Origin of the sequence: Vibrio pelagius, assembly GCF_024347575.1 — a bacterium.
Lineage (GTDB): Bacteria > Pseudomonadota > Gammaproteobacteria > Enterobacterales > Vibrionaceae > Vibrio > Vibrio pelagius.
In genome coordinates, this window is the sequence record NZ_AP025503.1 from 930,194 (window position 1) to 956,202 (window position 26,009).

General features: G+C 45.7%; 23 protein-coding genes. 17 read left to right on the plus strand and 6 right to left on the minus strand.

Features of this window, described 5'->3' with window-relative positions; genetic code table 11:
- Window positions 1–74 precede the first annotated feature (74 nt).
- The 10 genes from ccmA to vsple_RS04255 all read left to right on the plus strand — a co-directional run bounded on the left by ccmA (window position 75) and on the right by vsple_RS04255 (window position 8,065).
- Complete coding sequence (ccmA, locus tag vsple_RS04210) at window positions 75–692, plus strand: cytochrome c biogenesis heme-transporting ATPase CcmA (protein ID WP_261882746.1); 618 nt, start codon at window positions 75–77, stop codon at window positions 690–692.
- Between the two features lies 1 nt (window position 693).
- Window positions 694–1,362, plus strand: a complete 669-nt coding sequence (gene ccmB, locus vsple_RS04215; RefSeq protein ID WP_255231166.1) for a heme exporter protein CcmB — start codon at window positions 694–696, stop codon at window positions 1,360–1,362.
- Window positions 1,363–1,498: 136 nt separating this feature from the next.
- Window positions 1,499–2,239, plus strand: coding sequence for a heme ABC transporter permease (locus vsple_RS04220; protein ID WP_261882747.1), 741 nt, complete (start codon window positions 1,499–1,501; stop codon window positions 2,237–2,239).
- Between the two features lie 15 nt (window positions 2,240–2,254).
- A complete protein-coding gene (ccmD, locus tag vsple_RS04225) occupies window positions 2,255–2,461 on the plus strand; it encodes a heme exporter protein CcmD (RefSeq protein ID WP_032549636.1) in 207 nt (68 codons plus the stop codon).
- Window positions 2,458–2,940, plus strand: a complete 483-nt coding sequence (gene ccmE, locus vsple_RS04230) for a cytochrome c maturation protein CcmE (RefSeq protein ID WP_032549635.1) — start codon at window positions 2,458–2,460, stop codon at window positions 2,938–2,940. The genes ccmD and ccmE overlap by 4 nt, the downstream gene beginning before the upstream one ends.
- Window positions 2,937–4,907: a heme lyase CcmF/NrfE family subunit gene (locus vsple_RS04235; protein ID WP_255231163.1), complete on the plus strand. Its 1,971-nt coding sequence runs from the start codon at window positions 2,937–2,939 to the stop codon at window positions 4,905–4,907. The genes ccmE and vsple_RS04235 overlap by 4 nt, the downstream gene beginning before the upstream one ends.
- Complete coding sequence (locus tag vsple_RS04240) at window positions 4,907–5,458, plus strand: DsbE family thiol:disulfide interchange protein (RefSeq protein ID WP_255231162.1); 552 nt, start codon at window positions 4,907–4,909, stop codon at window positions 5,456–5,458. The genes vsple_RS04235 and vsple_RS04240 overlap by 1 nt, the downstream gene beginning before the upstream one ends.
- Window positions 5,455–5,940 carry a cytochrome c-type biogenesis protein gene (locus vsple_RS04245; protein ID WP_261882748.1) on the plus strand — a complete coding sequence of 162 codons (486 nt, stop codon included), beginning with the start codon at window positions 5,455–5,457 and terminating at the stop codon, window positions 5,938–5,940. Before vsple_RS04240 ends, vsple_RS04245 begins: the two co-directional genes overlap by 4 nt.
- Window positions 5,940–7,160 carry a c-type cytochrome biogenesis protein CcmI gene (gene ccmI / locus vsple_RS04250; RefSeq protein WP_261882749.1) on the plus strand — a complete coding sequence of 407 codons (1,221 nt, stop codon included), beginning with the start codon at window positions 5,940–5,942 and terminating at the stop codon, window positions 7,158–7,160. Before vsple_RS04245 ends, ccmI begins: the two co-directional genes overlap by 1 nt.
- A gap of 116 nt (window positions 7,161–7,276) precedes the next feature.
- On the plus strand, window positions 7,277–8,065 hold the full coding sequence (locus tag vsple_RS04255) for an MlaA family lipoprotein (RefSeq protein WP_255231158.1): 789 nt from the start codon (window positions 7,277–7,279) through the stop codon (window positions 8,063–8,065).
- Between the two features lie 78 nt (window positions 8,066–8,143).
- Here the strand turns inward: vsple_RS04255 and vsple_RS04260 are convergent, their stop codons facing one another.
- The 4 genes from vsple_RS04260 to vsple_RS04275 all read right to left on the minus strand — a co-directional run bounded on the left by vsple_RS04260 (window position 8,144) and on the right by vsple_RS04275 (window position 12,604).
- Complete coding sequence (locus tag vsple_RS04260) at window positions 8,144–9,469, minus strand: outer membrane protein transport protein (RefSeq protein WP_261882750.1); 1,326 nt, start codon at window positions 9,467–9,469, stop codon at window positions 8,144–8,146.
- Window positions 9,470–9,768: 299 nt separating this feature from the next.
- Window positions 9,769–11,037: an outer membrane protein transport protein gene (locus vsple_RS04265; protein WP_261882751.1), complete on the minus strand. Its 1,269-nt coding sequence runs from the start codon at window positions 11,035–11,037 to the stop codon at window positions 9,769–9,771.
- 297 nt (window positions 11,038–11,334) lie between these two features.
- Entirely contained in the window at window positions 11,335–12,063 is a 729-nt protein-coding gene (locus vsple_RS04270) for a DUF3379 domain-containing protein (RefSeq protein ID WP_261882752.1), read from the minus strand.
- The gene (locus vsple_RS04275; RefSeq protein ID WP_255231154.1) at window positions 12,056–12,604 is read right to left on the minus strand and encodes a sigma-70 family RNA polymerase sigma factor; all 549 of its coding nucleotides are present in this window, start codon (window positions 12,602–12,604) and stop codon (window positions 12,056–12,058) included. The genes vsple_RS04270 and vsple_RS04275 overlap by 8 nt, the downstream gene beginning before the upstream one ends.
- Before the next feature lie 553 nt (window positions 12,605–13,157).
- Here vsple_RS04275 and fadI point away from each other — a divergent pair.
- Window positions 13,158–14,465, plus strand: coding sequence for an acetyl-CoA C-acyltransferase FadI (gene fadI, locus vsple_RS04280; protein ID WP_255231153.1), 1,308 nt, complete (start codon window positions 13,158–13,160; stop codon window positions 14,463–14,465).
- Window positions 14,465–16,681, plus strand: a complete 2,217-nt coding sequence (gene fadJ, locus vsple_RS04285; RefSeq protein ID WP_420833788.1) for a fatty acid oxidation complex subunit alpha FadJ — start codon at window positions 14,465–14,467, stop codon at window positions 16,679–16,681. Before fadI ends, fadJ begins: the two co-directional genes overlap by 1 nt.
- 406 nt (window positions 16,682–17,087) lie before the next feature.
- Here the strand turns inward: fadJ and vsple_RS04290 are convergent, their stop codons facing one another.
- Complete coding sequence (locus tag vsple_RS04290; protein ID WP_261882754.1) at window positions 17,088–19,865, minus strand: insulinase family protein; 2,778 nt, start codon at window positions 19,863–19,865, stop codon at window positions 17,088–17,090.
- 303 nt (window positions 19,866–20,168) lie between these two features.
- On the opposite strand from vsple_RS04290, the gene sixA reads away from it, so the two are divergent.
- Window positions 20,169–20,633 (plus strand): phosphohistidine phosphatase SixA, encoded by a 465-nt coding sequence (sixA, locus tag vsple_RS04295; RefSeq protein WP_261882755.1) that lies wholly within the window; start codon window positions 20,169–20,171, stop codon window positions 20,631–20,633.
- 145 nt (window positions 20,634–20,778) lie between these two features.
- Here the strand turns inward: sixA and smrB are convergent, their stop codons facing one another.
- Window positions 20,779–21,309 carry an endonuclease SmrB gene (gene smrB / locus vsple_RS04300; protein WP_032549621.1) on the minus strand — a complete coding sequence of 177 codons (531 nt, stop codon included), beginning with the start codon at window positions 21,307–21,309 and terminating at the stop codon, window positions 20,779–20,781.
- Between the two features lie 62 nt (window positions 21,310–21,371).
- Here smrB and prmB point away from each other — a divergent pair, with 62 nt between their 5' ends.
- The 4 genes from prmB to vsple_RS04320 all read left to right on the plus strand — a co-directional run bounded on the left by prmB (window position 21,372) and on the right by vsple_RS04320 (window position 26,004).
- Window positions 21,372–22,304 carry a 50S ribosomal protein L3 N(5)-glutamine methyltransferase gene (prmB, locus tag vsple_RS04305; protein ID WP_150895473.1) on the plus strand — a complete coding sequence of 311 codons (933 nt, stop codon included), beginning with the start codon at window positions 21,372–21,374 and terminating at the stop codon, window positions 22,302–22,304.
- A 281-nt stretch (window positions 22,305–22,585) separates the two neighbouring features.
- Window positions 22,586–23,227 carry a LysE family translocator gene (locus tag vsple_RS04310; protein ID WP_261882756.1) on the plus strand — a complete coding sequence of 214 codons (642 nt, stop codon included), beginning with the start codon at window positions 22,586–22,588 and terminating at the stop codon, window positions 23,225–23,227.
- Window positions 23,228–23,661: 434 nt separating this feature from the next.
- A complete protein-coding gene (locus vsple_RS04315) occupies window positions 23,662–25,128 on the plus strand; it encodes a protein adenylyltransferase SelO (protein ID WP_261882757.1) in 1,467 nt (488 codons plus the stop codon).
- Between the two features lie 147 nt (window positions 25,129–25,275).
- Window positions 25,276–26,004 carry a response regulator gene (locus vsple_RS04320; protein WP_261882758.1) on the plus strand — a complete coding sequence of 243 codons (729 nt, stop codon included), beginning with the start codon at window positions 25,276–25,278 and terminating at the stop codon, window positions 26,002–26,004.
- Window positions 26,005–26,009 lie beyond the last annotated feature (5 nt).

Sequence of the window (26,009 nt, forward strand, 5' to 3'; positions counted from 1 at the left end):
CAAAGACCTATACCTATTTTGTCACCATAATGGTGTGCTACTATACCCCTCTTATTATTGGACCTATATTTCCTATGTTAGAAGTCTCAAATTTAACCGCTATTCGTGACGAAAGAGTTCTCTTTGAATCTCTGTCTTTTCAACTTAAAGCTGGCGAACTCGTTCAGGTTGAGGGAAGGAATGGTACAGGCAAGACGACACTACTTAGGATCATCACCGGATTAGGCGATCGAGACGAAGGCACCATTTCATGGGATGGCCAGTCCATAGAGTCCAATCGCGATGCTTACCATCAAAACCTACTGTTTCTTGGACACCAAACCGGTGTCAAGCGTGAGCTCAGTGCTTACGAGAACTTAAGCTTTTACCAATCTATTCATAGTGGTAAGGCAAGCAAAGAAGAGCTTTATGGTGCTCTTGCTCAGGTCGGTTTGGCTGGGCGAGAAGATGTCCCAGCAGGACAGTTGTCCGCAGGTCAGCAGCGCCGCGTAGCATTGGCTCGTTTATGGTTAAGTAAACAGATGTTGTGGATCTTAGATGAACCATTAACAGCAATTGATAAGCAGGGTGTGAAAGTTCTCGAGAGTTTGTTTTCGCAACATGCAGACAACGGCGGAATTGTGCTTCTCACAACGCACCAAGATATGTTCGCTGACAGCCCGAAACTAAGAAAAATAAAGCTGGGTGAATAATATGATCACTTCAATGACAATGATTATCCGACGTGAGCTTCTTATTGCGTTTCGTCGTCAGGCCGATATTTTCAACCCGTTGTGGTTCTTTATTATCGTCATCACCCTATTTCCTTTGAGTATTGGTCCGGAGCCAAACCTTCTTGCGCGTATCTCTGCGGGTATCGTTTGGGTGGCTGCTCTGTTATCAGCTCTGCTCTCACTTGAGCGTCTATTCCGTGATGATTTTCAGGATGGGGCACTAGAGCAGATGATGCTCATGCCCATCCCGTTGCAGTTGGTAGTATTGTCCAAGGTCATAGCACACTGGTTATTGACTGGTTTACCATTAATTTTAATTAGTCCACTTTTGGCTGTTCTACTATCGCTGGATTTTGATACATGGCTTTCGGTGGTGTTGACTCTGTTGGTCGGCACGCCCGCGTTGAGCTTTATTGGTGCTATTGGTGTAGCACTTACGGTTGGGTTGCAAAAAGGGGGCGTGCTGTTGAGTTTGCTTATTCTACCGCTTTACATCCCAATTTTGATTTTTGCGACCTCGGCAATTGATGCGGCAGCACTAGGTGTTGCGTATAACGGTCAATTGGCCGTGTTAGGTGCGATGCTCATGGGTGCGATGACATTAACGCCTTTTGCGATTAGTGCAGCATTACGTGTGAGCGTGAACTAATTAAATAGATTGCGGTGTGAACTAATTGACACCATTGGACTCCTAGAGTCGCCATACGGAATGCAACCGTAAATAAATTATAATAACTATAGCTTTAATAGCTGTAAGTAATATGAAGTAAGAGTGAGATTACAACATGTGGAAATGGCTCCATCCCTACGCCAAAGCGGAAACCTCTTATCAGCTTGCTGGTAAGCTTCTGCCATGGTTCTCAGTTCTAGCACTATTTTGTCTATCCGTTGGTACCGTTTGGGGGCTTGCATTTGCCCCTTCAGATTATCAACAAGGCGATAGCTTTAGAATTATCTACATTCACGTTCCGTCAGCGATTTGGTCGATGGGTGTCTACATGTCGATGGCGATCGCAGCCTTTATCGGCCTTGTATGGCAGGTGAGATTGTCGGATATGGCATCTCTGGCAATGGCGCCAATCGGTGCTGTGTTTACTTTTATTGCGCTTTTGACTGGTGCAGTTTGGGGTAAGCCGATGTGGGGCGCTTGGTGGGTATGGGACGCTCGTTTAACATCCGAACTGATCTTACTATTTTTGTACTTGGGTGTTATCGCTCTACACCACGCTTTTGATGATCAGAAAACAGCGGCAAAGGCAGCAGGTATTCTTGCGATTGTCGGTGTGATTAACCTACCTATTATTCACTTCTCAGTAGAGTGGTGGAACACACTGCACCAAGGTGCAACGATCACTAAATTCGATAAGCCATCGATCTCAAGCGATATGTTGTGGCCACTGCTTCTCAATATTTTCGGTTTTGCATTCTTCTTCGGCGCTGTGTTGATGGTTCGTTTCCGTAATGAAATCATCAGCAAAGAGGGTCATCGTCCGTGGGTCCGCAAATTAGCGGCCGAAAAAGCGTAATCGGGGTAGGTAATTATGTATTTTGAATCTCTTAGTGATTTCTTTGCGATGGGCGGTTACGCCTCTTACGTTTGGAGTGCATTCGGAATCACTTTTCTTGCGATGATCATCCTGCTGGTAGTCAGCGTTCGTCGCGGTAAACAATTGCTCAATGAAGTACAAGCTAAAGTTGATCGTCAGGCGCGAATCGACGCAGCGAAAAAAATGGAGAACACTCTATGAACCCAAGGCGTAAAAAGAGACTGGGGATTGTCCTAGCTATTTTTATTGGTATTAGTGCAACGGTCGGCTTGATGGTTTATGCACTGAATCAAAACATGGATCTGTTCTACACACCAACGGAATTGGTAAACGGTAAAGATGGCCATAAGCCAGAAGTAGGTCAACGCCTGCGTATTGGCGGCATGGTTGTTGTTGGCTCTGTGAAGCGTGATAACGAATCTTTGCGCGTGAGCTTCGATTTAGCGGATGTTGGCCCTAAGGTAACCATTCTTTACGATGGTATTCTTCCTGATCTTTTCCGTGAGGGACAAGGTATTGTTGCTCAGGGCGTTTTGAAAGATGCGACGACTATCGAAGCGTTTGAAGTTCTAGCGAAGCACGACGAAGAGTACATGCCTTCTGAAGTTGCTGAAGCGATGAAAAAGACACATGAGCCTTTGCAATACTCGACTGAACAAAAAGAAGGAAGTGCTAAATGATAGCCGAGATCGGCCACTTTGCCATGATCCTATCGCTAGGGTTGGCATTGTTGCTGAGTGTGCTCCCACTCTATGGAGCTGCTCGCAACAACACTTTGTTGATGAACAGTGCTCGCCCGCTTTCTTGGGGCATGTTCATCTTCCTAGCGATTTCGTTTTTTATTCTATGTTACGCGTTCTATACCAACGACTTTACGGTTCAGTATGTAGCGAGTAACTCCAACAGCCAGCTACCTTGGTACTACCGTATTACGGCGGTATGGGGTGCACACGAAGGCTCGCTGCTGCTTTGGGTATTAATCCAAGCGGGTTGGACTGTTGCGGTAGCGGTGTTTAGCCGTGGTATGCCACAAGAGTCGGTAGCGCGTGTTTTGGCGATCATGGGTCTGATTACTGTCGGCTTCCTGCTGTTCATCATTGTGACCTCGAACCCGTTCCTGCGTACTTTGCCATTCTTCCCAGTTGACGGTCGTGACCTAAACCCGCTTCTTCAAGATCCAGGTTTGATCATTCACCCACCAATGCTTTACATGGGCTACGTAGGCTTTTCGGTTGCATTCTCTTTTGCTATTGCATCTCTAATAAGTGGTCGTTTGGATACGGCATGGGCGCGTTGGTCTCGCCCTTGGACAATTGCGGCTTGGCTCTTCCTAACGCTAGGCATCGCACTGGGTTCATGGTGGGCTTATTACGAACTAGGCTGGGGCGGCTGGTGGTTCTGGGATCCAGTAGAAAACGCATCATTCATGCCTTGGCTAGCGGGTACTGCACTAATGCACTCTCTCGCTGTGACAGAGAAGCGCGGTACATTTAAAGCTTGGACAGTACTGCTGGCAATCTCAGCATTCTCGTTGAGCTTACTGGGTACTTTCTTGGTTCGTTCAGGTATCTTGGTATCGGTTCACGCCTTTGCATCGGATCCTGCTCGCGGTATGTTTATCTTAGGCTTCTTAGTCTTTGTTATTGGTGGTTCTTTACTCCTGTTTGCTGTGAAAGGCGCAGCAGTACGAGTTCGTGGTAACTTCGATCTGGTGTCTCGCGAGAACTCACTGCTTGCGAATAACGTGCTACTTATTGCCGCGCTGGTGGTGGTACTCGTCGGTACATTGCTACCACTTGTGCACAAACAGATTGGTCTTGGTTCAGTCTCTATCGGTGCTCCATTCTTCGATATGCTGTTCTTCTGGCTGATGATTCCATTCTCATTCCTACTTGGTATCGGTCCACTGATCCGTTGGAAACGCGACAACTTGTCTAAGCTCGCGAAACCGATGGTTGTATCCGGTGTGCTGTCACTTGGTTTGAGCTGGTTGATGGTAAGCTTACTGGCTGAATACTTCAGCGGTACGGCGTTTGCTGGTTGGCTAATGGCGTTCTGGATTATCTTCATGCACGGTTTCGAGCTGCATGAACGAGCAACGCACCGCCACAGTTTCTGGACGGGTGTGACTAAGATTCAGCGCAGCCACTGGGCGATGATGTTAGGTCATCTTGGTCTTGCTGTAACTGTTATCGGTATCGCTATGGTGCAAAACTACAGCATCGAGCGCGATGTGCGTTTGGCTCCAGGTGAGTACTACCAACTTGAAGAGTACGATTTCTACTTTGCAGGTGTTCGTGACAAAGATGGTCCGAACTATGATGGTTACATCGCTGATTTTGAGATCACTAAAAATGGTAAGTACATCAACACATTGCACGCGGAGAAGCGTTTCTACACTACCGCTAAGTCTATGATGACAGAAGCTGCGATTGATCGCGGCGTGACTCGCGATCTGTACATTGCGATGGGTGAGCGTCTAGACGACAACAAATCGTGGGCTGTGCGCATTTACCATAAACCGTTCGTTCGTTGGATCTGGGCTGGCTCTTTGATCATGTCGATTGGTGGTGCGATTGCGATCAGTGACCGCCGTTACCGATTCCGCAAGCCAGCGAAAAAGACAGCCAAGAAGCAGGAGGCTTAATGAATAAGAAGATACTTTTCATTCCATTGATTGCTTTTATGGCATTGGCTGTCATTTTTGCAACTCAGCTTGTTCGCAACCAGTCGGGTGATGACCCGACTAAGCTTGAATCAGTATTGATTGGCAAAGAAGTACCTGAGTTCCGTCTAGAAGACCTAGCAGAGCCGGGCAAACTGTACGACCAAGCTATATTCAAAGGTGAACCTCTACTGCTAAACGTTTGGGCGACATGGTGCCCAACGTGTTATGCAGAGCACTCATATCTGAATAAGCTAGCGGCGCAAGGCGTTAAGATCATCGGCTTGAACTACAAAGACGATCGGACCAAAGCGGTAGGCTGGCTGAATGAGCTTGGTAACCCTTATCTTATCAGCTTGTTTGATGGTAATGGCATGTTAGGTCTAGACCTAGGCGTGTATGGCGCTCCAGAGACTTTCCTAATTGATGCGAACGGCGTTGTTCGTTATCGCCACGTTGGTGATGTAAACCCAACTAACTGGGCATCGACCCTTGAGCCTATGTATCAAGACTTGTTGGAGGAAGCAAAATGATGAAACACGCACTGATTGCGCTGTTAGCAACGTTTGCTATCTCTCTGACAGCGACTGCGGCTATTGAGGTTCATGAGTTTGATAACTTGCAACAAGAGCAGCAGTTCAAAAATTTGAGCAACACGCTGCGTTGTCCAAAATGTCAGAACAACACCATTGGTGATTCGAATGCTGAACTGGCAGTCGACCTGCGTCAAAAAGTGTATGAGATGACGAAAGAGGGCAAGTCTGAGCAAGAGATCATCGATTACATGATCGCCCGCTATGGCAACTTTGTAACTTACAATCCACCACTAACGCTAGCAACATCAATCTTATGGGTTGGTCCGTTTGCCGTTGTGGTATTTGGTTTTGCGCTGATTGTACTGCGCAGCAGAAAGTCGAAAGCGAAAGCCGTAGAGTCAAATGACGATTGGAATGCAGATAAAGAAGCACGTTTAAAAGCGTTACTCGATGAAGAGAACGACGGAGACAAGAAGTAATGACTCTATTTTGGATTTCTACAATTATCCTTTCATTCGCTGCTGTCGTGTTGATTGTCTTGCCATTTGTGAACAAGAAAGCCAACAATGATGAAGCGCTTCGTGATGAATTGAACAAGGCTTTCTATAAAGATCGTTTAGATGAGCTAGAAGTTGAAACGGAAGAAGGTCTAGTTGATAACCAACAGGAGCTGATTGCTGATCTTAAGCAGTCTCTTCTTGATGATATTCCAGCAGAAAAGGCGACCAAGAAGACGCAGATTTCAACCGCTGTTGTGGTTGTGCCGTCTGTGCTGATGGTAATCGCGCTTAGTTACGGTATGTACTTTCAATTTGGTGCGATGGACAAGGTTCAGCACTGGCAACAAGTGAGTGCAAATCTACCGGCTTTGTCTAAGAAGTTGATGTCTGCAGAGGGCAGTGCGCTGACGGATGATGAGTTGGAAGACTTAACGCTTGCACTTCGTACCCGTCTGCATTATCAGCCTAAAGATTCGACGGGTTGGTTATTGTTAGGTCGTATCGCGCTAGCAAACCGCGATGCGCAAACGGCAATCGATGCAATGGAGCGCGCTTATAAGCTTGAACCAAATAACGAAGATGTTCAGTTAGGGTTTGCACAAGCTTTGATGCTATCTCCAGATGAAGCGGAACAGAACCAAGCTCGCCTACTACTGAGTCGTTTGGTGCAGAAGGACTATGTCGACTTGCGTGTGTTCTCACTATTAGCGTTTGATGCATTTGAGCGTCAAGACTACCCGTCAGCGGTGAAATACTGGAGCATCATGCAACAGATGATCGGTCCTCAAGACAGCCGTTACGAGATGTTATCGCGCAGCATCGAAAGTGCTCAGAAAAAAATGGGTAACTTGATGGGCGTAGCGGAAGGTAAGAGCGTTGCTGTCACTCTAAATCTGGGTGAACAAGTTAATGCCGATCCTGATGCTGTCCTTATTGTATCAGTACACAGGGCAGATGGTTCTCCTATGCCGGTAGCCGCAGCTCGCTACCCACTAGGTGCATTCCCTCGTACCGTTGTGCTGGACGATGGCAATAGCATGATGGAAGGCATCAAGCTTTCTAGTCTTGAATCTCTGATGGTTCGCGCTAGGCTTGATACAGATGGTAACGTGGCAACTCGTGAAGGCGATTGGTACGGTGAAAGTGAAGTAGTAGAGCTTGGCTCGCCAGTCACACTGAGCATTGATCAACAGTATTAATCAGCGAATTGCATAGGCGTGGCTATTCCGATTTCTTTAGAAACGTTATAGACTTACGCAAACAATTGAGGCCAGCGATTGCTGGCCTTTTTCTTATTCCTTATGGAAAAGGTGTTATGTCTATCAGCGCTTTAAGACTTTCTAGCTTAATTCTAGCGGCCAGTATTATGGTCGGGTGTTCTAGTGTCCCCGATGAAGAAGTGGCCCACTCAGAAAACCAAGCAACCACAGAGTATGAAGCTGAATCGCATCCTAATGACCCTTTTGAAAGCTTCAACCGCGCGATGTGGGATATCAACTACGATTATCTTGACCCATATCTAGTGCGCCCTGTGTCTCTTGCTTATGTTAACTACACGCCAGTTCCTGTGCGTACCGGTATCTCTAACTTTCTAGCCAACTTGGATGAGCCAGCCAGTATGGTCAATAATCTGATCATGGGTAATGGTGAAAAAGCGCTGGATCACTTCAACCGCTTTTGGATTAATACCACCTTTGGTTTGGTTGGTCTGATCGATATTGCGAGTGAAGCGGGTATCACTAAGTATGACGATAAGTCTTTCTCTGATGCTATCGGTCATTATGGGGTAGGTAATGGTCCGTACTTCATGATTCCGGGCTATGGTCCTGTCACCACACGTGAAGTAACAGAGCAGGTTGATGGTCTCTACTTACCGCTCTCGTTATTGAATTTTTGGGCAAGTCTAGGGAAGTGGGCGTTCGAAGGTATGGAAACACGTGCTCAGTTAGTATCGCAAGAAGCGTTACTCGATGACTCTCCAGATCCTTACGCTCTGACACGTGATATCTATATACAGCGTCGTGATTTTAAGGCAGAAATTGAGCCTGAAGCGGTTGATCTAGAGGAAGAAGATTTAATTGATGACTATTTGGAAGATTTTTAACGCATAGTCTAATTAAGTTGATATAAAAAAGCTCGGAAACTTCCGAGCTTTTTTGATCTTGCCTTGTATTAGAGTAGCTTAGAAGCGGTAGTTCGCTTGAACACCGACTAGCCAGACATTACCCGTTGTTGTGCCTACAAATCGACCGCCAACTGCTTCTGCAGCGTCGTCAGAAGCATAACCACGAGATTCAGTAATTGGCGCATCTTTGGCAATGATGTATGTAAAGCCAGCATCTAATGAAAGTTGCTCAGACCATTGGTAACCAGCACCAATACTTAACCAAGTACGGTCTGTCTCTGGAATCGTGATAGTACGGTTTTTGTCACTTACTGCAGAAGTATCGTAAGCTACACCTGTACGCAGTGCTAGTTTAGGGTCAACTTGGTAAGTTGCGCCAACAGCTAGTCGATAATTGTCTTCCCAGTTCTCCACTTTAACTGTATGGCTACCGTAGTTGTTTAGTTCTGCCTGCAGTTTTTCGAAAGAGCTCCAGTCAGTCCAGTTGAAGCTAGCGTGAACTGCTAATGCTTTTGTTAATTGATGGAAGCTCGCAAGCTCAGCAGTAGCTGGAAGAGCTAGCATCATATGACCGTTGTCGCGTTGACCTGGATTCAAGCCAAAGCCGATGCCTTCAGCGTGACCTTCTAGTTTAAACTCAACCTCTGATTTATAAGCGAATCCGATACGGTTACTCTCATTGATCTGCCAAGCGGTACCCACTTGCCAACCCCAAGCTGTGTCATCACCTTCCATATACTTTAGTGTGGTACCTGCAGGTACAGAAATAGGCATTCCTGTATTAGGATCAACGCTAACTGCATTCTTTTCAGGAGCGGTAGCACCAAAGCTTCCTTCACCTATTACGTAGCGTACTCCGCCACCAATACTTACGGCTTCGTTGAGTTGGTAAGCAAAGTTTACATTTGCTTCTTTAGTTATAACGCTTGCTTCATTACCAAAGTGAGAAGCATTGAAGTCATCGCCTAGATTCGTTTCCATGCCGTAGTTCGTACCTAAGGCAAAACCAATAGCAAATTTCTCGTTGTAACGGTGAGAAATGTATAGATTCGGGATAATCGCGTCATCAGCGAAATCATTTGAAGATGCTTGGCTAGTACCTAGTGCTGGGTGTGCGTGGTTTACCTCACCTTTAACATCAATGTTTGGGTTTACGTATATACCACCAACAGAAACTTGAGTACCTTCTAGGTAAGTCAACATTGCAGGGTTACGCCATTGTGCGTCTGCACCGTCAGCCATTGCTGCTTCACCTGCGTATGCACGACCAAGACCAGTTGCAGAGTACTCTGCCAGTTGGAAGCCTGCAGCCTGAGTTACGCCAGATGTAGAAAGTAAACCAACTGCCACTGCAGTAGATAGAAGAGTCTTATTCATTTTCATTATTATGTTCGCTGAATCATAAGTATCAAGGTCAATGATTTTACTTTTAGAGCTATTACTTTAAAAACGAAATTCGAATAAAACACGGTTTTAGGTATTAAATGATTAAAATTTAACTATTGGCAGTCAAAAAAACTGAATGTTTCGATGGTGTTACGGGTTTTGAGCGTACACCTGTAGTGATATAAAGGTGTTAGAGGATACAGGTGTAAGCTTAATTGGGAGATTGTTGCGTGATCTAGGAAATAAAAAAGGGTCGCTAGTCGCGACCCCTTAGTGTTTTCAAGCTTTTGCTTTGATTAGAAGCTGCGGCTGTATTGTAGACCTAGTAGAATTGCATCTGCGTGTGTCGTTGCTGAGATAGATGTCACACCAAGACTTTCGTTTACACTCGTATCATCACCTAGTAAGTAAGTGAAGCCAAAGTCGACGTTAGATGCTGTGTCGATGTGGTAAGTAAAGCCTGCAGAGAACCATTGGCGGTCAGAGTCTGGTACAGAGATTGATGTTAAGCTATCCTGAGCGCTTGTGTCATACATGTAACCAGCACGTAGAGTCCAATCTGTGTTCAAGTAGTAAGTACCACCGATAGCGTAATGCCAGCCATCTTGCCATTTGTAGTCTTTCTGGTATGAGCCAGTACCTCCACTTAGTGCGTAAGCTAATGTCGATTGCGTCGGATCTAAGTTTTCAAAATCGATTGAATCAAAAGCACTCCAACCAATCCATTGTACTGAGTAGTGAACGGCAAATTTGGTATCTTCAATTTTGTGGAAGCCCGAGAACTCAGCCATATCTGGCAACGGCAGGGTTATTTCCTGTCCGTAATCATCTTCTGCTGTGAATTCAGGACTATAGCGGTAAGAAAGACCAAATCTGTTGTTTTCATCTAACTCATAAACGGTACCAACATTGAAGCCTACAGCCCAACCTGTTGCGCCATCAACGTCAAGTAGTGCTGTGCCTGCAGATGGACCGAAACCTGCACCAGCAGTTCGCTTCATTGTTCCTTCACCGTAGATCACATCAAGACCAGCACCGAAACTCCATTGATCATTTAGACGGTATGAACCAGCAACACCTAGGTTGATGCTCATTACATCTGTCAAGCCGCCATATTCACTTGCTAAGTAATCATCAGAAAACTCAGTCTTAGTACCGAAGTTAGAGTAAGCATTAACACCCCAAGCAAACTTATCGTTCACAGGAACAATCAAATGGATGTTTGGTGCAACAGAAGTGTCACCGACATCATCTACATCACCAACAGGCAAAGTACCGCCACCTGTAGTGTAAGAGGCATCTTTTACCTCAATCATCGAAGTAATTGTTTCAAAACCAAGAGAAAGCTCAGTTTTGTCAAACAGCGCCATTGCTGCTGGGTTACGTGCCATTACTGACGCGTTATCTGCGATTACTGCATCACCAGCGAAAGCACGGCCGATACCTGTTGCTGATTGTGCGTTAAGTTGGAAACCTGCTGCCATTGCTTGTGAAGAGGCGAGTGTAATTGTCGTAATTGTCGCTGCCAAGAGAGACTTTTTAAACAGACGCGTGTTGTTTGTCATTTATTAATTCCTTTATTTATCCGCCTCTACAGGGCGATTTATTTGAGCTTTTGCTCAATGGGGCTGATCCTAAGCGTAAGTATAGAGTATACAAATCCGACCATTAAAAAATTTGAGCATAAAATTACGGAAATGACGCCTATCTGACACGAAAATGGTAGGAAACGCTGTTTTTTAGAGTTTTAACTCTAGCGTTATATTTTTTGTGAATGGTTGAGGTTTTATCTATAAAGCAAAGCCCAGCAATATCAGTGATATAGTGCTGGGCTCAGTGTTTACGGGCGTTTGACGAGCAGGTTAGCTCATCGGTTTGATCATTTTAGATAACTTTTCTGCAATTTTGTCGACATCTTCACCTTCCATGCCAACGAGTATCAAACTGCTGTCATCGATAGGGGTAATAGAACCAGACATGCCATCTTCTTCGAAGTTTTGGCTTTTGTCTGAAGGTATCCCCGTTAAAAACAGCGTGACTTTGCCTTTTTCGCCTTGGAATACCATGTGCATGGCATTGGATTTACCAAAGCCGCAGTGGTTTAGGTAATAGACGTGATATGGGAAAGTATCATCAAATTGGAACGCGAATGGGTTCATCTTAGTATTGATTTGCTCAGACGATACATTCTCATCCAATACTTCAACAAACGGCTTTTCAGTGACCACATGTTTCAGAGCCGTATCCGCTAAGCTCGCTTGAGCAGGGGACACAAGTGCATTGCCCCAATTTATCTGTCCCACGAGTAACCCAGCGACAAACGCAACCGATGCGGCCATTGCCATTGCACGGCGAGCAAAAGTAGGCTTAACCACTTTACTCTCTTCATAAGAGGTTTGATTGAACAAGATGCGATCGGCAAGATCGTCAGGCACATCGACGTTCATGGCTGAATGAATTTGCTTATCGAGAGCAAGAACATCATCCAAGAATTTACTGTTGGCCTCACTGTTTGTTGCAGCATCCATGATGTCTTGATTTCGTTGTTTCGGTTCCGACAATATACGACGACGGAATTCTAAATCATCCATTATGTTGCCCCCTTTCTGCCTCTTCTGAATCCAACATCTCTTTGAGCTGGTTTCGCGCCCTAAATAATCGTGTCATTACCGTATTTTTATTTAGCTCCAAGACCTCTGCGATCTCTTCACCACTGAAACCACCGATCACCTGAAGAAAAAGAGGTTCACGGTAATCAACGTCTAATTTCATGATCTGGGCTTGAAGCCACTGGTGCTGGTGATGTGGGTCATCACTGACTTTAGCATCGTTGCCGTGGTCATCAATATCAACCAGATCAAACTGTTTGCGTTCAAAACGTCGGGCGTTTTCGCGGCGTAAAATCGTGATTAGCCATGATTTCGCTGCCTTTTCATCTTGTAGGCTGTCTAGTGACTTCCAAGCCCTTAGGCAAGTTTCCTGCACTAGATCTTCGGCAATGCTTTTGTCTTTGCATAACCAATAGGCGTAGCGAAATAGGTCTCGATGATAAGCACGCACGAGCGCTTCGTATTTTCTTTGTTTGTCCATATCAGAGTTGACCGGACGCTTGGCAGTTTTCTTTCCAAACATATTTATTATCGACACATGAGCCTCCATATTCGCTCTGTGGATAGAGTGTCTTTGTTCGTTGTGCTTTGTTTTCTATGTTGTAATCGATTGGAGGAGGTAAAATCACATTAAAATTGATCTACTTCAAAATCTGAGACTTCGAACAGGCTATAGTACATCTTGTCGTCTAGTTAGCCTTATGGCTAGCATGTTGAGCAAGACGACACTTCCTTTTGAAGGCTGACTTTACTTTCTCCTAATCAGGAAACTGATTATTTTCAATTGGCGTAATGTTAATTGCTTTAAAACATTCCAACCACACAGTTCTGTGTGGTTTTTTTTTGCCTCAACAACTCAATAAGCAACACAACTCTTATGTTTCGCAAATGGTTGTTCTTGCATTTAGTTTAGCGCTTATTTGAGCCTTAATAATCTGAAAGGTTCGATTCAACATCACACTTCTTGTCAATGCCCGCTTTCTACCCGTGTCACGTTTATTTAAACGGCCGTTTGATTAAATTAACAACTTCTTTACAATGTGTCAGGTCAGACCTCTTACACTTAAGGAGAAACCATGGGCAAACAGGAAGTCAAAACTCGTTCGGGAGAGCGTGTTGCCGTTGTCGCTGGATTACGAACCCCATTCGCTCGCCAAAGTACAGAATTTAGTCAAGTGCCTGCGGTAGATCTAGGAAAAATGGTCGTGAGCGAAATGCTTGCGAGAACAGATATTGACCCTGCGCTGATTGAGCAGGTGGTATTTGGTCAAGTGGTTCAAATGCCAGAAGCGCCAAATATCGCGCGTGAAATTGTGCTGGGTACAGGAATGAACATTCACACAGACGCTTACAGTGTGACGCGTGCCTGTGCGACAAGTTTTCAAGCCGCGGCTAATGTTGCAGAAAGTATCATGGCAGGCACCATTGATGTGGGCATTGCGGGTGGTGCAGATTCGTCATCTGTGCTACCGATTGGTGTGTCGAAGAAACTTGCGGCTAACCTGCTTGCTCTGAGCAAAACCAAAACGCTAGGCCAAAAACTAAAAATACTAAAAAGCCTATCAGTGAAAGATTTAATGCCAGTTCCACCAGCGGTCGCTGAGTATTCTACCGGCTTGTCGATGGGACAAACGGCTGAACAGATGGCAAAAACGCATGGTATTTCGCGTGAAGAACAGGATGCGCTCGCTCACCGTTCACACTCTCTCGCTTCTCAAGCATGGAAAGACGGCAAGATCCAAGATGAAGTGATGACAGCTTTCCCTGCACCTTATAAGAAGTACATCTCAGAAGACAACAATATTCGCCATGAATCAACGCTAGAGGGCTACGCCAAACTGCGTCCAGCCTTTGACCGTAAATACGGCAGTGTGACGGCAGCAAACGCGACACCACTAACCGATGGTGCAGCAGCGGTTATGTTAATGCGCGAAGGCAAAGCAAAAGAGCTTGGCTTAGAAGTGATGGGCTACATTCGTGGTTTCGCTTTCTCAGCAATCGGTGTTGAGACCGACATGCTAATGGGGCCAACTTACGCGACTTCAAAAGTGCTAGAGAATACAGGGTTAGAGCTGTCTGATCTGACGCTTATCGATATGCACGAAGCGTTTGCAGCACAAGCTCTGGCGAACGTGAAAATGTTTGCAAGTGATGAATTTGCTCAGCAAAACCTTGGTCGAGGTAAAGCGATTGGTGAAATCGATATGGACAAGTTCAACGTTCTCGGTGGTTCCATCGCTTATGGTCACCCATTTGCCGCAACTGGGGCACGTATGATGACGCAGACTCTGCGTGAACTGAAACGTCGTGGTGGTGGTTTAGCGTTGAATACAGCGTGTGCCGCTGGTGGTCTAGGTGCAGCAATGATCTTGGAGGTAGAGTAATGTCTAATAATGCTGAAGTGAACACAGAAAACGAAGTTGCTATCAATAATGAGTCAGCTCCAGCGTCAGCAGAGGAGGCGTTCTCGCTGAGCATCGATGACCAAAACATCGCTTGGTTAGCGATTGATGTTCCAAATGAAAAAATGAACACGCTACAGGCCGCCTTTGCTGAAGAGATGAAGAGCATCTTTGAACAACTCAAAGAGAAGCAAAATAGCGTTAAAGGTTTGATTGTTCACTCTTTGAAACCTGACAACTTCATTGCCGGCGCCGATGTTCGAATGCTAGACGCGTGCACCAGTGCCAGTGAAGCTGAATCGTTAGCAAGACAAGGCCAGGAGATGTTCCAAGAGCTGTCTGACTTGCCATATCCGGTAGTGGCTGCGATTCACGGCCCATGTCTAGGTGGTGGTCTAGAGCTCGCTCTGGCGTGTGACTACCGAGTTTGTACTGATTCCGATAAAACCCGTTTAGGTCTTCCAGAGGTGCAGCTTGGTTTGTTACCGGGTTCTGGCGGCACGCAACGTTTGCCTCGTTTAATCGGCTTATTACCATCGCTGGATCTTATTTTAACGGGTAAGCAGTTACGTGCGAAAAAGGCGAACAAGCTAGGTGTTGTTGATGCTTGTGTGCCTGAAACTATTCTATTGAAAGTCGCGCAAGACTTCGTTGAGAAGAACTCTGGTAGCAAGAAGGGCAAACGCCTTGCGTCGAAGAGCCAAGCTTCGACCAAAGAGAAATTGATTTCGCGTAACGGTTTGGGCCGTAAGGTTATTTTCGAACAGGCTGCGAAGAAGACCAACCAGAAAACACGCGGTAATTACCCAGCGGCTGACGCGATTCTTGACGTGATTCGTTATGGTCTAGAGCACGGTTTCGATAAAGGTTTGAAATATGAAGCGCAGCGTTTCTCTGAACTGGTAATGAGTGAGGAGTCTAAAGCGCTACGCTCTATTTTCTTCGCAACAACAGAAATGAAGAAAGAGCATGGTGCCGATGCTGAGCCAAATCGCGTTAACCGTGTGGGTGTGTTAGGTGGCGGCCTAATGGGTGCGGGTATCAGTCACGTAACAGTTGCCAAAGCTAAGGTGCCAGTTCGTATTAAAGATGTATCGAACGATGGTGTTCTGAACGCTCTGAATTACAACTACAAGTTGTTCAACAAGCAGAAAAAGCGCCGTATCCTGAGTCGCGCAGGTCTGGAAAGCAAAATGCTCCAGCTGTCAGGTGGAATAGATTTTACCAGCTTCAACCATATTGATGTGGTGATCGAGGCTGTATTCGAAGATCTAGATCTTAAGCAGAAGATGGTCGCGGATATCGAAGAAAACGCCAAGCCTGAAACCATCTTTGCCACTAACACCTCGTCTCTACCGATCCATAAGATTGCTGAGAAAGCAGCGCGTCCTGAGAATGTTGTTGGTCTTCACTACTTCAGCCCAGCAGAAAAAATGCCGTTGGTTGAAGTTATTCCTCATGAAGGCACGTCAGATCAGACAATCTCAACAGTGGTTGCTTTAGCCAAGAAGCAAGGCAAAACGCCTATCGTGGTAAAAGATAAAGCGGGTTTTTACGTAAACCGCATTCTGGCGCCATACATGAACGAAGCAGCTCACCTTTTGCTAGCGAATGAGCCTATCGAAAAGCTCGACAGTGCGCTGCTTGATTTCGGCTTTCCAGTAGGACCAATTACTCTACTAGACGAAGTGGGCGTAGATATCGGCGCGAAAATCATGCCGATCCTAGTCAATGAGTTGGGTGACCGCTTCCAAGGTCCTGATGTGTTCGATGTTCTACTGAACGATGACCGTAAAGGCCGCAAGAGCGGTAAGGGTTTCTACACTTACAAAGGTAAGAAGAAAGAGGTCGACAAGTCAGTCTACAAACTTCTGAAACTTCAGCCTGATCCTAAGTTGAGTGATAACGATATCGCGATGCGTTGCGTGTTACCAATGCTAAATGAAGCGGTTCGCTGTCTCGATGAAGGCATAATTCGCAGCCCACGTGATGGCGACATCGGTGCTATCTTCGGTATCGGTTTCCCTCCGTTCCTAGGTGGTCCGTTCCGTTACATGGATCAAATTGGCGTGAAGTCGCTGGTTGAGATGATGAACGACTTTGCTGTGAAGTACGGCGATCGTTTCGCTCCGTGTGATGGTCTACTGACTCGCGCCGGTCTGGATGAGCCGTTCTATAATACCAATCACAGTAAGTAAGTGATCAAAAATAGCGCAGGGAAAAGGCTTGAGAACAAGGCGGCTTTTCTGCAACAGAGAGTTTCGATAAGTAGTTATTCTACAATCAAAAATTCTAACGCAGTTATCGAGCATTTTAACAAGCTAGGGTGAGCAATTATTTACTACGATTGGTATAAGTAGAGTGGTATAAATTTATGACAAAGCCCGTATCATTGACGATGCGGGCTTTTTTGTTTGGTGTGCGCAATAAGCATATTCCCGACTTACTCCTTCCTCCGTCTCGGAAATGACGGTAAAAGTTCGAGAAAAAATGACGTCATCTCCTAAAGCGACGAAGGAGCGTAGTAGGCGATCTCTTTTAGCGCGAGATAGTTTAAAAAAGGTTGATACGTTGACATCAACCTCTGTATTCACTGGCTATGAATTAACCGAGTTCTGTATCTTTCGGGCGCAGCTGGAACTCTTCAATAGAGCCAATCTCAACGCCCATAGACAGCGGTGGTTCTTCTTGATGAGCGTTGCCCTGAGCATGCATAACCAAACGGTTTGCGGTGCGTGGTTTGAGTTGGTTAACCACAAAACGAATCATGTCGCTACGTGTTAACTCTTTTAGCTCTTCCAGTACACGTTCACGCTGGTTGAAGTCGGTATCTTTATTGCCTATTGCGACCCACAGGCGCTGAGCACGACCACGTAATGTTGTGTCAGGTGTCGATATCTGATTCCAAAGCCCGCGCTTACTGCTGTGCCATTGATAATCATTGAGCTCTAACAGCACCATGTAGAAAGCATTAAGAAACTCGTCGATGGATGCAATCAGGTCAACAGGGGCGGCATTAGGTGATTGTACATAGAGCACGATACCGGGGTGGCGGTTGAGTGGCATGTTGCCAGTACCAACCATATACCCAAGCTGCTGCTTGGTGCGAATTTCATGGAAGAAGGTGGCCGACATCAAATGGTTAGCCAAAGAGTAGAGCGCGATGCTTTGTGGCGAAATGTCAGGACATTGGTAGTAAACCACAATCGCAGAATCGTCTTGGTTGCACACTACTTCGCGTTGGAAACTGCCATTTTCCCCAAGCATAACCAGTGGTCGCAATGACTCTTCGTACGCTTGGTCTTTGACTCTTAGCGCATCTTTCAGTGATTCTGCCATCTGCAAGGCATCGTCTTGACGCCAGTCACCGTAAACAAACATTTCGACATGCAGTTCGGCTAAGATGGCTTGCACGAATGACGAGAGCTCATCCACTTCGATGGTTTCTAACGCTTCAATTAACACCGAGTAGGGTGGGTTGTTCGGTTGCAGCAACCCAGTCATCGCGTTAAATAGCTGCGAGATAGGGCGATCTTGCGACGCGTTGCTCCAGCTTCTAAGCAGTTGGCTCTTAATCGTTTCAAAGCGAGTAGGGCTGAACTGGCGAGATGCAAAACGCTCCAGAATCATATTCAGAAGCTGCGGTTGCTTACGGCTAAAGCCAGAAATCGTCAGTGTTACGCCGCCTTGATGGGTATACATGTTGTATCCCATTCCGGCAATTTCAGCTTGATATGTCTCTTTTTCGAGTGAATCTAAGAACATTTCGACGCATAATCGCGTCTTAACAATGTTCCTAGGACTTGCCACAGAGTGAGGGCTATCGATCGCGACGTAAACCACACCTTTAGGAACGCGAAATTCGGTGTCTTGTAGGTGCCACAGTTTAAATCCGTCTAGCTCTTGCAGAAGAGTTGGGTGAGTTTTGTGCTCTTCAAGCTCTGCAGGATCTAAGTCATAGCAGATGAATGGGTTTTTGCCCGGTAATTCAAACTCCCATCCAGGGTTAATGCGTTGGAAAGCTTGTTTCTGTTCCTTAGTAAAAGGCCGCACCGAGTAAGGAGTGAAATACCATTTTGCTTGACGATCGTACTCAAGCCCATGAGCAACCAAGGTTGAACGCATGTTTTCAACAGTGAAATGCTTGAGTAAAGAGCGCTGTAATGCTTCATCGTAACATTCCATTTTGTAGTCGCCGTAGACTACGTCCTGCTCTGGATAGTGTTGCATGTTCATCACAAGATGGCTAACAACATCCATTGGACGAGCAGGCTCTTGGAAGCGGAATGCTGATTCTAGAACCGCGCGTTTTTCAAGGTAGCGCCACTCCTGCATACCCTCTTTTTCAATCAGCTTAATGTATTGAAATACCGCTTGGGTGATCTCATCAACTTTGGTTAAACCTTCGACAGAGAGTGAACAGCTCACCGTGAAATCACGATAGTTACTGCCACTGGCTCCACCGCCGGCAGAAAGCGAAGTGATCCAACCTTTCTCTTTCAACTGCATCATCAGGCTGCCTTCGCCCTCATAGCCGAGTAAATGTGCAAAGAAGGAGAGGGGCTTAATGCTGTAATGCTCATCCATGCTTGGCATTGGGAAGGTCAATATCAGTTTGCGGATCTCTTTAATTGGTTCGACAAACACCTGAACGCCCGTGCTCTCTGGACCTACAATTGAAATGTCGACTTTTTTCCCTTGTCGCTGATGATTGACAATGCTGCTGAACCTTTTCTCAACCCAACTCTGCATGTGATCAAGAGGTTGATTACCCGACAAGGTAAGCGTCATTAAATCGGCGGAATATTGTTGCTGGTGGAAGTCCAGAATCTCTTGGCGAATGGTTTGTTCATTTCTATCTCCGAGCGTTTCAATGTTACCGACCGAAAACTTGGCGAAAGGGTGAGCCGGGTTGACTAACTCTTTGCTCACTTGATAGAGGCGTCGTGAGTCGTCATTGAGCTTCATTTTGTACTCAGAATCAACCGCTTGGCGCTCTTTATCCAGCGCTTCTTCATTGAATAACGGCGCGGTAAAGAACTGGCTGAAGCGGTCGAGCGCATTTTCAAACGCATCGAGTTCAACATCGAAAAAGAAACAGGTATGTTCGGTACCAGTCCAAGCATTATTGCTGCCACCATGTTGGTTAATAAAACTTTGGAACTCTCCGACCTTTGGATACTTTTCAGTTCCTAAAAAAAGCATATGCTCTAGGTAATGAGCCAAACCTTCTCGATCATTTGGGTCATCGAAGTGCCCGACATTGACCGCTAATGCGGCGGCGGCTTTTTGAGCGTGTTGGTCATGAACAAGTAACACTCTTAAGCCATTATCAAGCGTTAAATAGCGGTATTGGTGTTCGTCGTTTGGGCTTAGATGCACACGCGTGTCTCCAGAGAAGGTAGTGTTTAAATTATGTACCCGATGTAAATCGGTGCAAACCTTGTAATCCTATTTTGGGATATGAAGAGCTTTTTGTTGTTTTTGAACTCGATTTTATCGATTTTTATCAGTGATTTATTATCTTTTAATAAGATTGTTAAGAAAGTCGAACTCTTTGGCAAGTGACTTGGTATAATTATTTACAACGAACAAAGTTTCCATAACTTTAGAGTCACCCCTAAGTAGCGTTCAGGCAGTCAATTGATTGCTCAGCTTTTAACGGCTACATAGACAGGATAGAACATGAAAGTATTCATTATGCGTCACGGTGAAGCAGAGCATTTTGCAAACTCAGATGCAGAACGAGCGCTCACTAAGCGTGGTAAGAAGTTATCGCTTGCAGTAGCCCAAGCTGCCGCAGAACAAGGCGTAACTCATTTTGATAAAGTATTGATCAGCCCATACTTGAGAGCGCAAGAGACTTGGTTAGAGATCTCGGAAGTGTTTTCTGGCAATAAGGTAGAAACGAGCGAAGACATCACGCCTTACGGTGATTCTGCACAGGTCTTCGATTACACCATTGCAATGGCTGAGGTTGAAAATCTGGAGAGTGTGCTGTTTGTGTCGCACTTGCCACTGGTGGGCTATTTAACAGCAGAGTTTGCCACTGGTATGACGCCACCTATGTTCCCAACGTCGGGATTGGTCTGTATCGACTTTGATTTAGAGACCAAAAAAGGTGAGCTAGCTTGGAATATTAACCCTTAATCGGTTATCTCTAAACTAAGCCATTCGCCAAAAGTCGAATAACGAAAAGGCACATCGTCGGATGTGCCTTTTTCTTTGTATCTCAATGAGTGTGGCTATGCTTCACTGCATTTTTGCGTCTTAACGTTGATTACAATTGGAGGCGTTACTTCTCAGGAATAGAGAGTAGAACGAGTAGTGCGCCATTACCACCGAACTCCAATGGAGCTTGGTGGAACGCAAGCACATCTGGATGCTGAGCAAGCCACAATGGTACTTTCTCTTTTAGAATATGCTTACCAATACCGTGCTGCACAGAAGCACAAGAGACGCCCTCTTTCACACAGTGAGCAATCATTGCGCCTAGTTCACGTTTGGCTTCTTGTTGAGTCATGCCATGCATATCGAGATAGACATCCGGTACATAGACACCACGACGCAGTCTTTTCACTTCGTATTTAGACACATCATCACGCGCGTAACGTGTCGGGCCATCTTCACTTAGGTGAGGGATGAACTCGTCCGAAAAATAAAACTCGCTGTCACTGGCTTGTCTGGCTGTTCGCGTAATTTCTTTTTGTTTGGTATTTCTTTTTGGCTGCTGGATTATGGTATCCTGTTGCAACTTTTTAACGCCCTTTACTGCTTCACTGAACAGGGCGAAATCGTCATCGAGATCGGTGTCTTTTTTGCTCATCAGGTTATAATTTCTAAATTGAAACGTAATTAGCAGTATTGTAGCGCTTTTCGGAGATGATTTTGGATAAGATTTTTGTAGAAGAAGCGGTATCAGAACTACACACGCTTCAAGATGTGATTCGTTGGACTGTTAGCCGCTTTAATGCAGCGGGCCTATTTTATGGTCACGGCACAGATAATGCGTGGGATGAGGCGGTACAACTTATTTTACCAACCCTTTATCTGCCGATTGACGTTCCTTCGCACGTATTGAACTCTCGCCTAACCAGCAGTGAGCGTCTACGTATCGTTGAGCGTGTTATTAAACGAATCAATGAGCGCACACCGACTGCTTACCTAACCAACAAAGCGTGGTTCTGTGGCCTTGAATTCTTCGTTGATGAGCGTGTACTAGTGCCGCGTTCTCCAATTGGCGAGCTGATCGAAGCGCAATTCCAGCCGTGGCTGACTGAAGAGCCAACTCGCATCATGGACCTATGCACTGGCAGTGGTTGTATTGCGATTGCTTGTGCACATGCATTCCCTGAAGCGGAAGTGGATGCGATTGATATCTCAACTGACGCACTGCAAGTGGCTGAACAGAACGTTCAAGATCACGGTATGGAGCAGCAAGTGTTCCCAATCCGTTCAGATCTGTTCCGCGATCTGCCAAAAGAGAAGTACAACCTGATCGTATCGAACCCACCATACGTGGATGAAGAAGATATGAACAGCCTGCCAGATGAGTTCACTCATGAGCCTGAGCTAGGTCTAGCTGCGGGTACTGACGGTCTGAAGCTGGTTCGTCGTATTCTCGCTAACGCACCAGATTACCTAACAGACGAAGGTATCCTTATCTGTGAAGTGGGTAACTCTATGGTTCACATGATGGAACAGTACCCACACATTCCATTCACTTGGATTGAGTTCGAAAATGGTGGTCACGGCGTATTCATGATCACACGCGCTCAGATGCTTGAGCACGCTGATGAGTTCTCTATCTACAAAGACTAATTAACAGAACTCATGAATCTAAAGCCACGCTGAACAGTGCGGCTTTTTTGTTTTTGGCGAGTCATGCTTGGTTTGTTTCTATCTTTGAATAAAAGCTTTGTTATTTTTCTATGGGGCGGATGATTACACCGTATGGCGATGGCTTTTACGAAAGTAAGCCCCGCGCAGTGATAGATAAAGCAACGTGGTGAAGTTGATCAAGTTGCACATCTGATTCATATTGGAGCTCAAACATTTATATTTAAGGTCAACACGCCCTAGTGAGTTACGGAGGATTCACGATGAGTTTTGATATTTGGGTTTATTACTTTCTTGCCGTATTGGTGCTAACAGCATCACCAGGACCAAGCTCTTTGTTGTGTATGACGAAGGCGGTGCAATCAGGATTCAGGCTGTCTGTTTTTACCGCTCTTGGTAGTTTAACGGCGATTACTTCAATCTTAACCCTGTCTTTTACCGGGCTTGGCGTCATCATCGCTTCATCTGAGGTCGTGTTTAACATCATCAAATGGACGGGTGCTGCCTATCTGATTTATCTAGGTTGGAAGTCACTGCGCTCAGATCAGCAGAGTTATCAGCTTGATGAACAAGGAGAAGAAGGCAGTAAGCAAAACAAAGGCACTCACCTACAGCACTACTTAAGCGGGTTTATTGTAGGCGCGAGTAATCCTAAAGCCATCTTGTTCTTCACCGCTCTTTTTCCCCAGTTTATTGACCCTACAGCGGCACTCTTTCCGCAGTTTGTCGTATTTGCGACGACTTTCGCAGTGATGGAGTTGTCGTGGTTGTTGATGTACGCCTATCTTGGGGCTAAATCATCTAACTGGTTATTTGCTAAGGGCAGAGCCAAGATGTTTAACCGAGTGACTGGTGGTGTATTTATCGGTGCAGGCGCACTTTTATCCACGACCACTCGTGCTTAAAGTAAAAGAAATCTCAATTGTTACGAAAATTTCTTGGTGTTGTAATAAAAAGTTAATATTAATGTGCTTGCCGATTTTGGCTGCTTGTCGATATATTGTATATATACGGTATATATAGTTAAGGAGCGCATTTATGCAGCATCAAGAAATGATTCAAAACTCTCATTTTGGCGTTATCGGTCGTACTTGGCTTTTCGCATCGGTTTCTCTAGTCGCTATTCTCGCTTTAATCTAATTAGGTTTACGCAACTCGAAAATTGTTATGAATAACTCTTTTTCACGATCTTATCGCTCAATCTTTTCTAAACATTAAACGTGGCTTTCTACCTCAGCAAACAAACCGCCGAGACCCAGTAGTTAGCCATTCAACCTTTTCAGAAGTTGTTACCAAACTGTGATAATCTGATACGACTATTCAATTAAAGTGTATCGTTATGTCTATTTGGGACCATCTCTCTTTTAACAATCGATTCGTCGAACTGCCTCAGACCTTTTATTCTCGTGTTGATCCAACACCACTGTTGAACCCGCGTTGGCTTGCGTGGAATGACGCTTTGGCAACGGAGCTCGGTTTTCCTTCTGTGGACGGAACTCAGAGCCTCGACCCAGATCTCTTGAATTCATTGTCCGGTTTGGTCGATAACGAAAACTTTGACCCGATAGCGATGAAGTATGCGGGTCATCAGTTTGGTGCATACAACCCAGATCTTGGTGATGGAAGAGGACTACTCTTAGCTCAAGTTGTCGCTAAAAGTGGTGAAACGTTCGACTTACACCTTAAAGGTGCAGGTAAAACACCTTATTCACGGATGGGCGATGGGCGTGCGGTTATCCGTTCGACTGTGCGTGAGTATCTATGTAGTGAAGCGATGGCGGGACTGAATATTCCAACCACACGTGCGCTCGCTATGATGATCAGTGACACGCCGGTGTACCGTGAAAAGCAGGAGAAGGGTGCGCTGCTACTGCGTGTATCTGAATCGCACATTCGCTTTGGTCATTTTGAGTATCTGTTTTACACCAATCAACTTGCAGAGCAAAAGCTATTGGCTGATAAGGTGATTGAGTGGCACTTCCCAGAATGCCTAAACGAAGAAAAGCCATACGCGGCGATGTTTAACCAAATCGTTGACCGCACTGCAGAGATAATTGCGTTGTGGCAGGCGAATGGTTTTGCCCACGGTGTCATGAATACCGACAACATGTCGATCATTGGCCAGACGTTTGATTACGGCCCGTTTGCCTTTATGGATGAGTATAATTCTCGCCTTATTTGTAATCATTCGGACTATCAAGGTCGCTACGCATTCAATCAACAGCCTCGTATTGGTATGTGGAACTTGTCTGCACTAGCGCATGCGCTATCTCCGCTGATTGAGCGAGCTGATTTAGAAGCTGCACTTGAGATGTACGAACCTCAAATGAATGGCTATTTTAGTCAGCTTATGCGTAGAAAGCTCGGGCTGCTATCGAAACAAGAAGGAGACAGTCGCCTGTTCGAGTCTATGTTCGAGCTGATGTCACAAAACCGCGTCGATTATCCTCGATTCTTCAGAGCGCTATCGGATCTCGATACGCAATCTGAGCAAGAGGTCATTGATCTGGTTATCGATCGCCAAGCAGCCAAACTTTGGGTTGATAGTTACCTTAAGCGCTGTGAACTGGAGCAGGAAAGTACAGAGCAGCGCTGTCAAAAGATGCGTGCAATCAACCCTAAATATGTACTGCGTAACTATCTGGCTCAATTGGCAATTGATAAAGCGGAAGAGGGCGATAGCAGTGTGGTTGATGCATTGATGGTCGTGCTTGCCGATCCATATGCTGAACATCCTGCCTATGAATATTTGGCTGCTTTGCCTCCTGAATGGGGCAAAGAGATGGAGATCAGCTGTTCGTCTTAGTGCGAGTCATTAGCAAATGCAGGTAGAGGTTATCTAGTTGTGATCTCTATCTGTTCATTGTTCTAATTTTACAGACATATCAATAATCAAATACTCGACCTGCCTATACACTATGTGAATAAGTTGTAAATTTTATGGGTTTGGGCGATGCCAACAAATACTCGAATTCTCGTGGTGGATGACGATCAAGAAATCCGCGAGTTGCTGGAAGAGTACCTTTCAAAATCCGGCTTCGATGTCTCTTCGGTTGGAGACGGGGCGGAACTAGACATTCACCTTCAGAGTCAAGGTTACCCTGATCTGATTCTTCTCGATGTAATGCTGCCTGGTGACGATGGTTTTACTTTGTGTCAGCGCGTTCGTAAAAACTCCAATGTGCCTATCATTATGCTGACAGCGGTATCAGATGAAACCGATCAGATCATTGGCTTGGAAATTGGCGCGGATGACTATATCGCCAAGCCGTTTAGCCCGCGCCAATTAATGGCTCGTATCAAAGCTCTGTTACGTCGTGTTCAGGTGGTTGATGACAAGCCGAGCGATGCATTGCCAAAACAGATCATCTTTGGAGATTGGACGCTCGACACACTTGCGCACCGAATCTCACACAATGAAAGTGCCGAAGAGATGGACTTGTCGGGTAGTGATTTCTCATTGTTGATGCTGTTCCTTAGTCGCCCAAACGAAGTGTTAGACCGAGATACCATCTCTTTTGCAACCAGAGGGCGTGAAGCGTTGCCTTTTGAGCGCGGTATTGATGTTCAGCTCAGTCGTTTGCGAAGCCGACTCGGTGATAGCGCTAAATATCCGCACTACATCAAAACCATGCGTGGCAACGGCTATATATTGGCTGTACCTGTGCATTATGAACACTGAGTAAG

Coding starts and splice junctions, on each gene's coding strand:
- smrB (WP_032549621.1), bottom strand. CDS start 21,309: ATGAGCAAAAAAGACACCGATCTCGATGACGATTTCGCCCTGTTCAGT.
- vsple_RS04235 (WP_255231163.1), top strand. CDS start 2,937: ATGATAGCCGAGATCGGCCACTTTGCCATGATCCTATCGCTAGGGTTG.
- ccmD (WP_032549636.1), top strand. CDS start 2,255: ATGTATTTTGAATCTCTTAGTGATTTCTTTGCGATGGGCGGTTACGCC.
- vsple_RS04275 (WP_255231154.1), bottom strand. CDS start 12,604: ATGTTTGGAAAGAAAACTGCCAAGCGTCCGGTCAACTCTGATATGGAC.
- sixA (WP_261882755.1), top strand. CDS start 20,169: ATGAAAGTATTCATTATGCGTCACGGTGAAGCAGAGCATTTTGCAAAC.
- vsple_RS04310 (WP_261882756.1), top strand. CDS start 22,586: ATGAGTTTTGATATTTGGGTTTATTACTTTCTTGCCGTATTGGTGCTA.
- fadI (WP_255231153.1), top strand. CDS start 13,158: ATGGGCAAACAGGAAGTCAAAACTCGTTCGGGAGAGCGTGTTGCCGTT.
- ccmB (WP_255231166.1), top strand. CDS start 694: ATGATCACTTCAATGACAATGATTATCCGACGTGAGCTTCTTATTGCG.
- vsple_RS04220 (WP_261882747.1), top strand. CDS start 1,499: ATGTGGAAATGGCTCCATCCCTACGCCAAAGCGGAAACCTCTTATCAG.
- fadJ (WP_420833788.1), top strand. CDS start 14,465: ATGTCTAATAATGCTGAAGTGAACACAGAAAACGAAGTTGCTATCAAT.
- vsple_RS04315 (WP_261882757.1), top strand. CDS start 23,662: ATGTCTATTTGGGACCATCTCTCTTTTAACAATCGATTCGTCGAACTG.
- ccmI (WP_261882749.1), top strand. CDS start 5,940: ATGACTCTATTTTGGATTTCTACAATTATCCTTTCATTCGCTGCTGTC.
- vsple_RS04265 (WP_261882751.1), bottom strand. CDS start 11,037: ATGACAAACAACACGCGTCTGTTTAAAAAGTCTCTCTTGGCAGCGACA.
- ccmE (WP_032549635.1), top strand. CDS start 2,458: ATGAACCCAAGGCGTAAAAAGAGACTGGGGATTGTCCTAGCTATTTTT.
- vsple_RS04255 (WP_255231158.1), top strand. CDS start 7,277: ATGTCTATCAGCGCTTTAAGACTTTCTAGCTTAATTCTAGCGGCCAGT.
- vsple_RS04270 (WP_261882752.1), bottom strand. CDS start 12,063: ATGGATGATTTAGAATTCCGTCGTCGTATATTGTCGGAACCGAAACAA.
- vsple_RS04260 (WP_261882750.1), bottom strand. CDS start 9,469: ATGAAAATGAATAAGACTCTTCTATCTACTGCAGTGGCAGTTGGTTTA.
- ccmA (WP_261882746.1), top strand. CDS start 75: ATGTTAGAAGTCTCAAATTTAACCGCTATTCGTGACGAAAGAGTTCTC.
- vsple_RS04240 (WP_255231162.1), top strand. CDS start 4,907: ATGAATAAGAAGATACTTTTCATTCCATTGATTGCTTTTATGGCATTG.
- vsple_RS04245 (WP_261882748.1), top strand. CDS start 5,455: ATGATGAAACACGCACTGATTGCGCTGTTAGCAACGTTTGCTATCTCT.
- vsple_RS04320 (WP_261882758.1), top strand. CDS start 25,276: ATGCCAACAAATACTCGAATTCTCGTGGTGGATGACGATCAAGAAATC.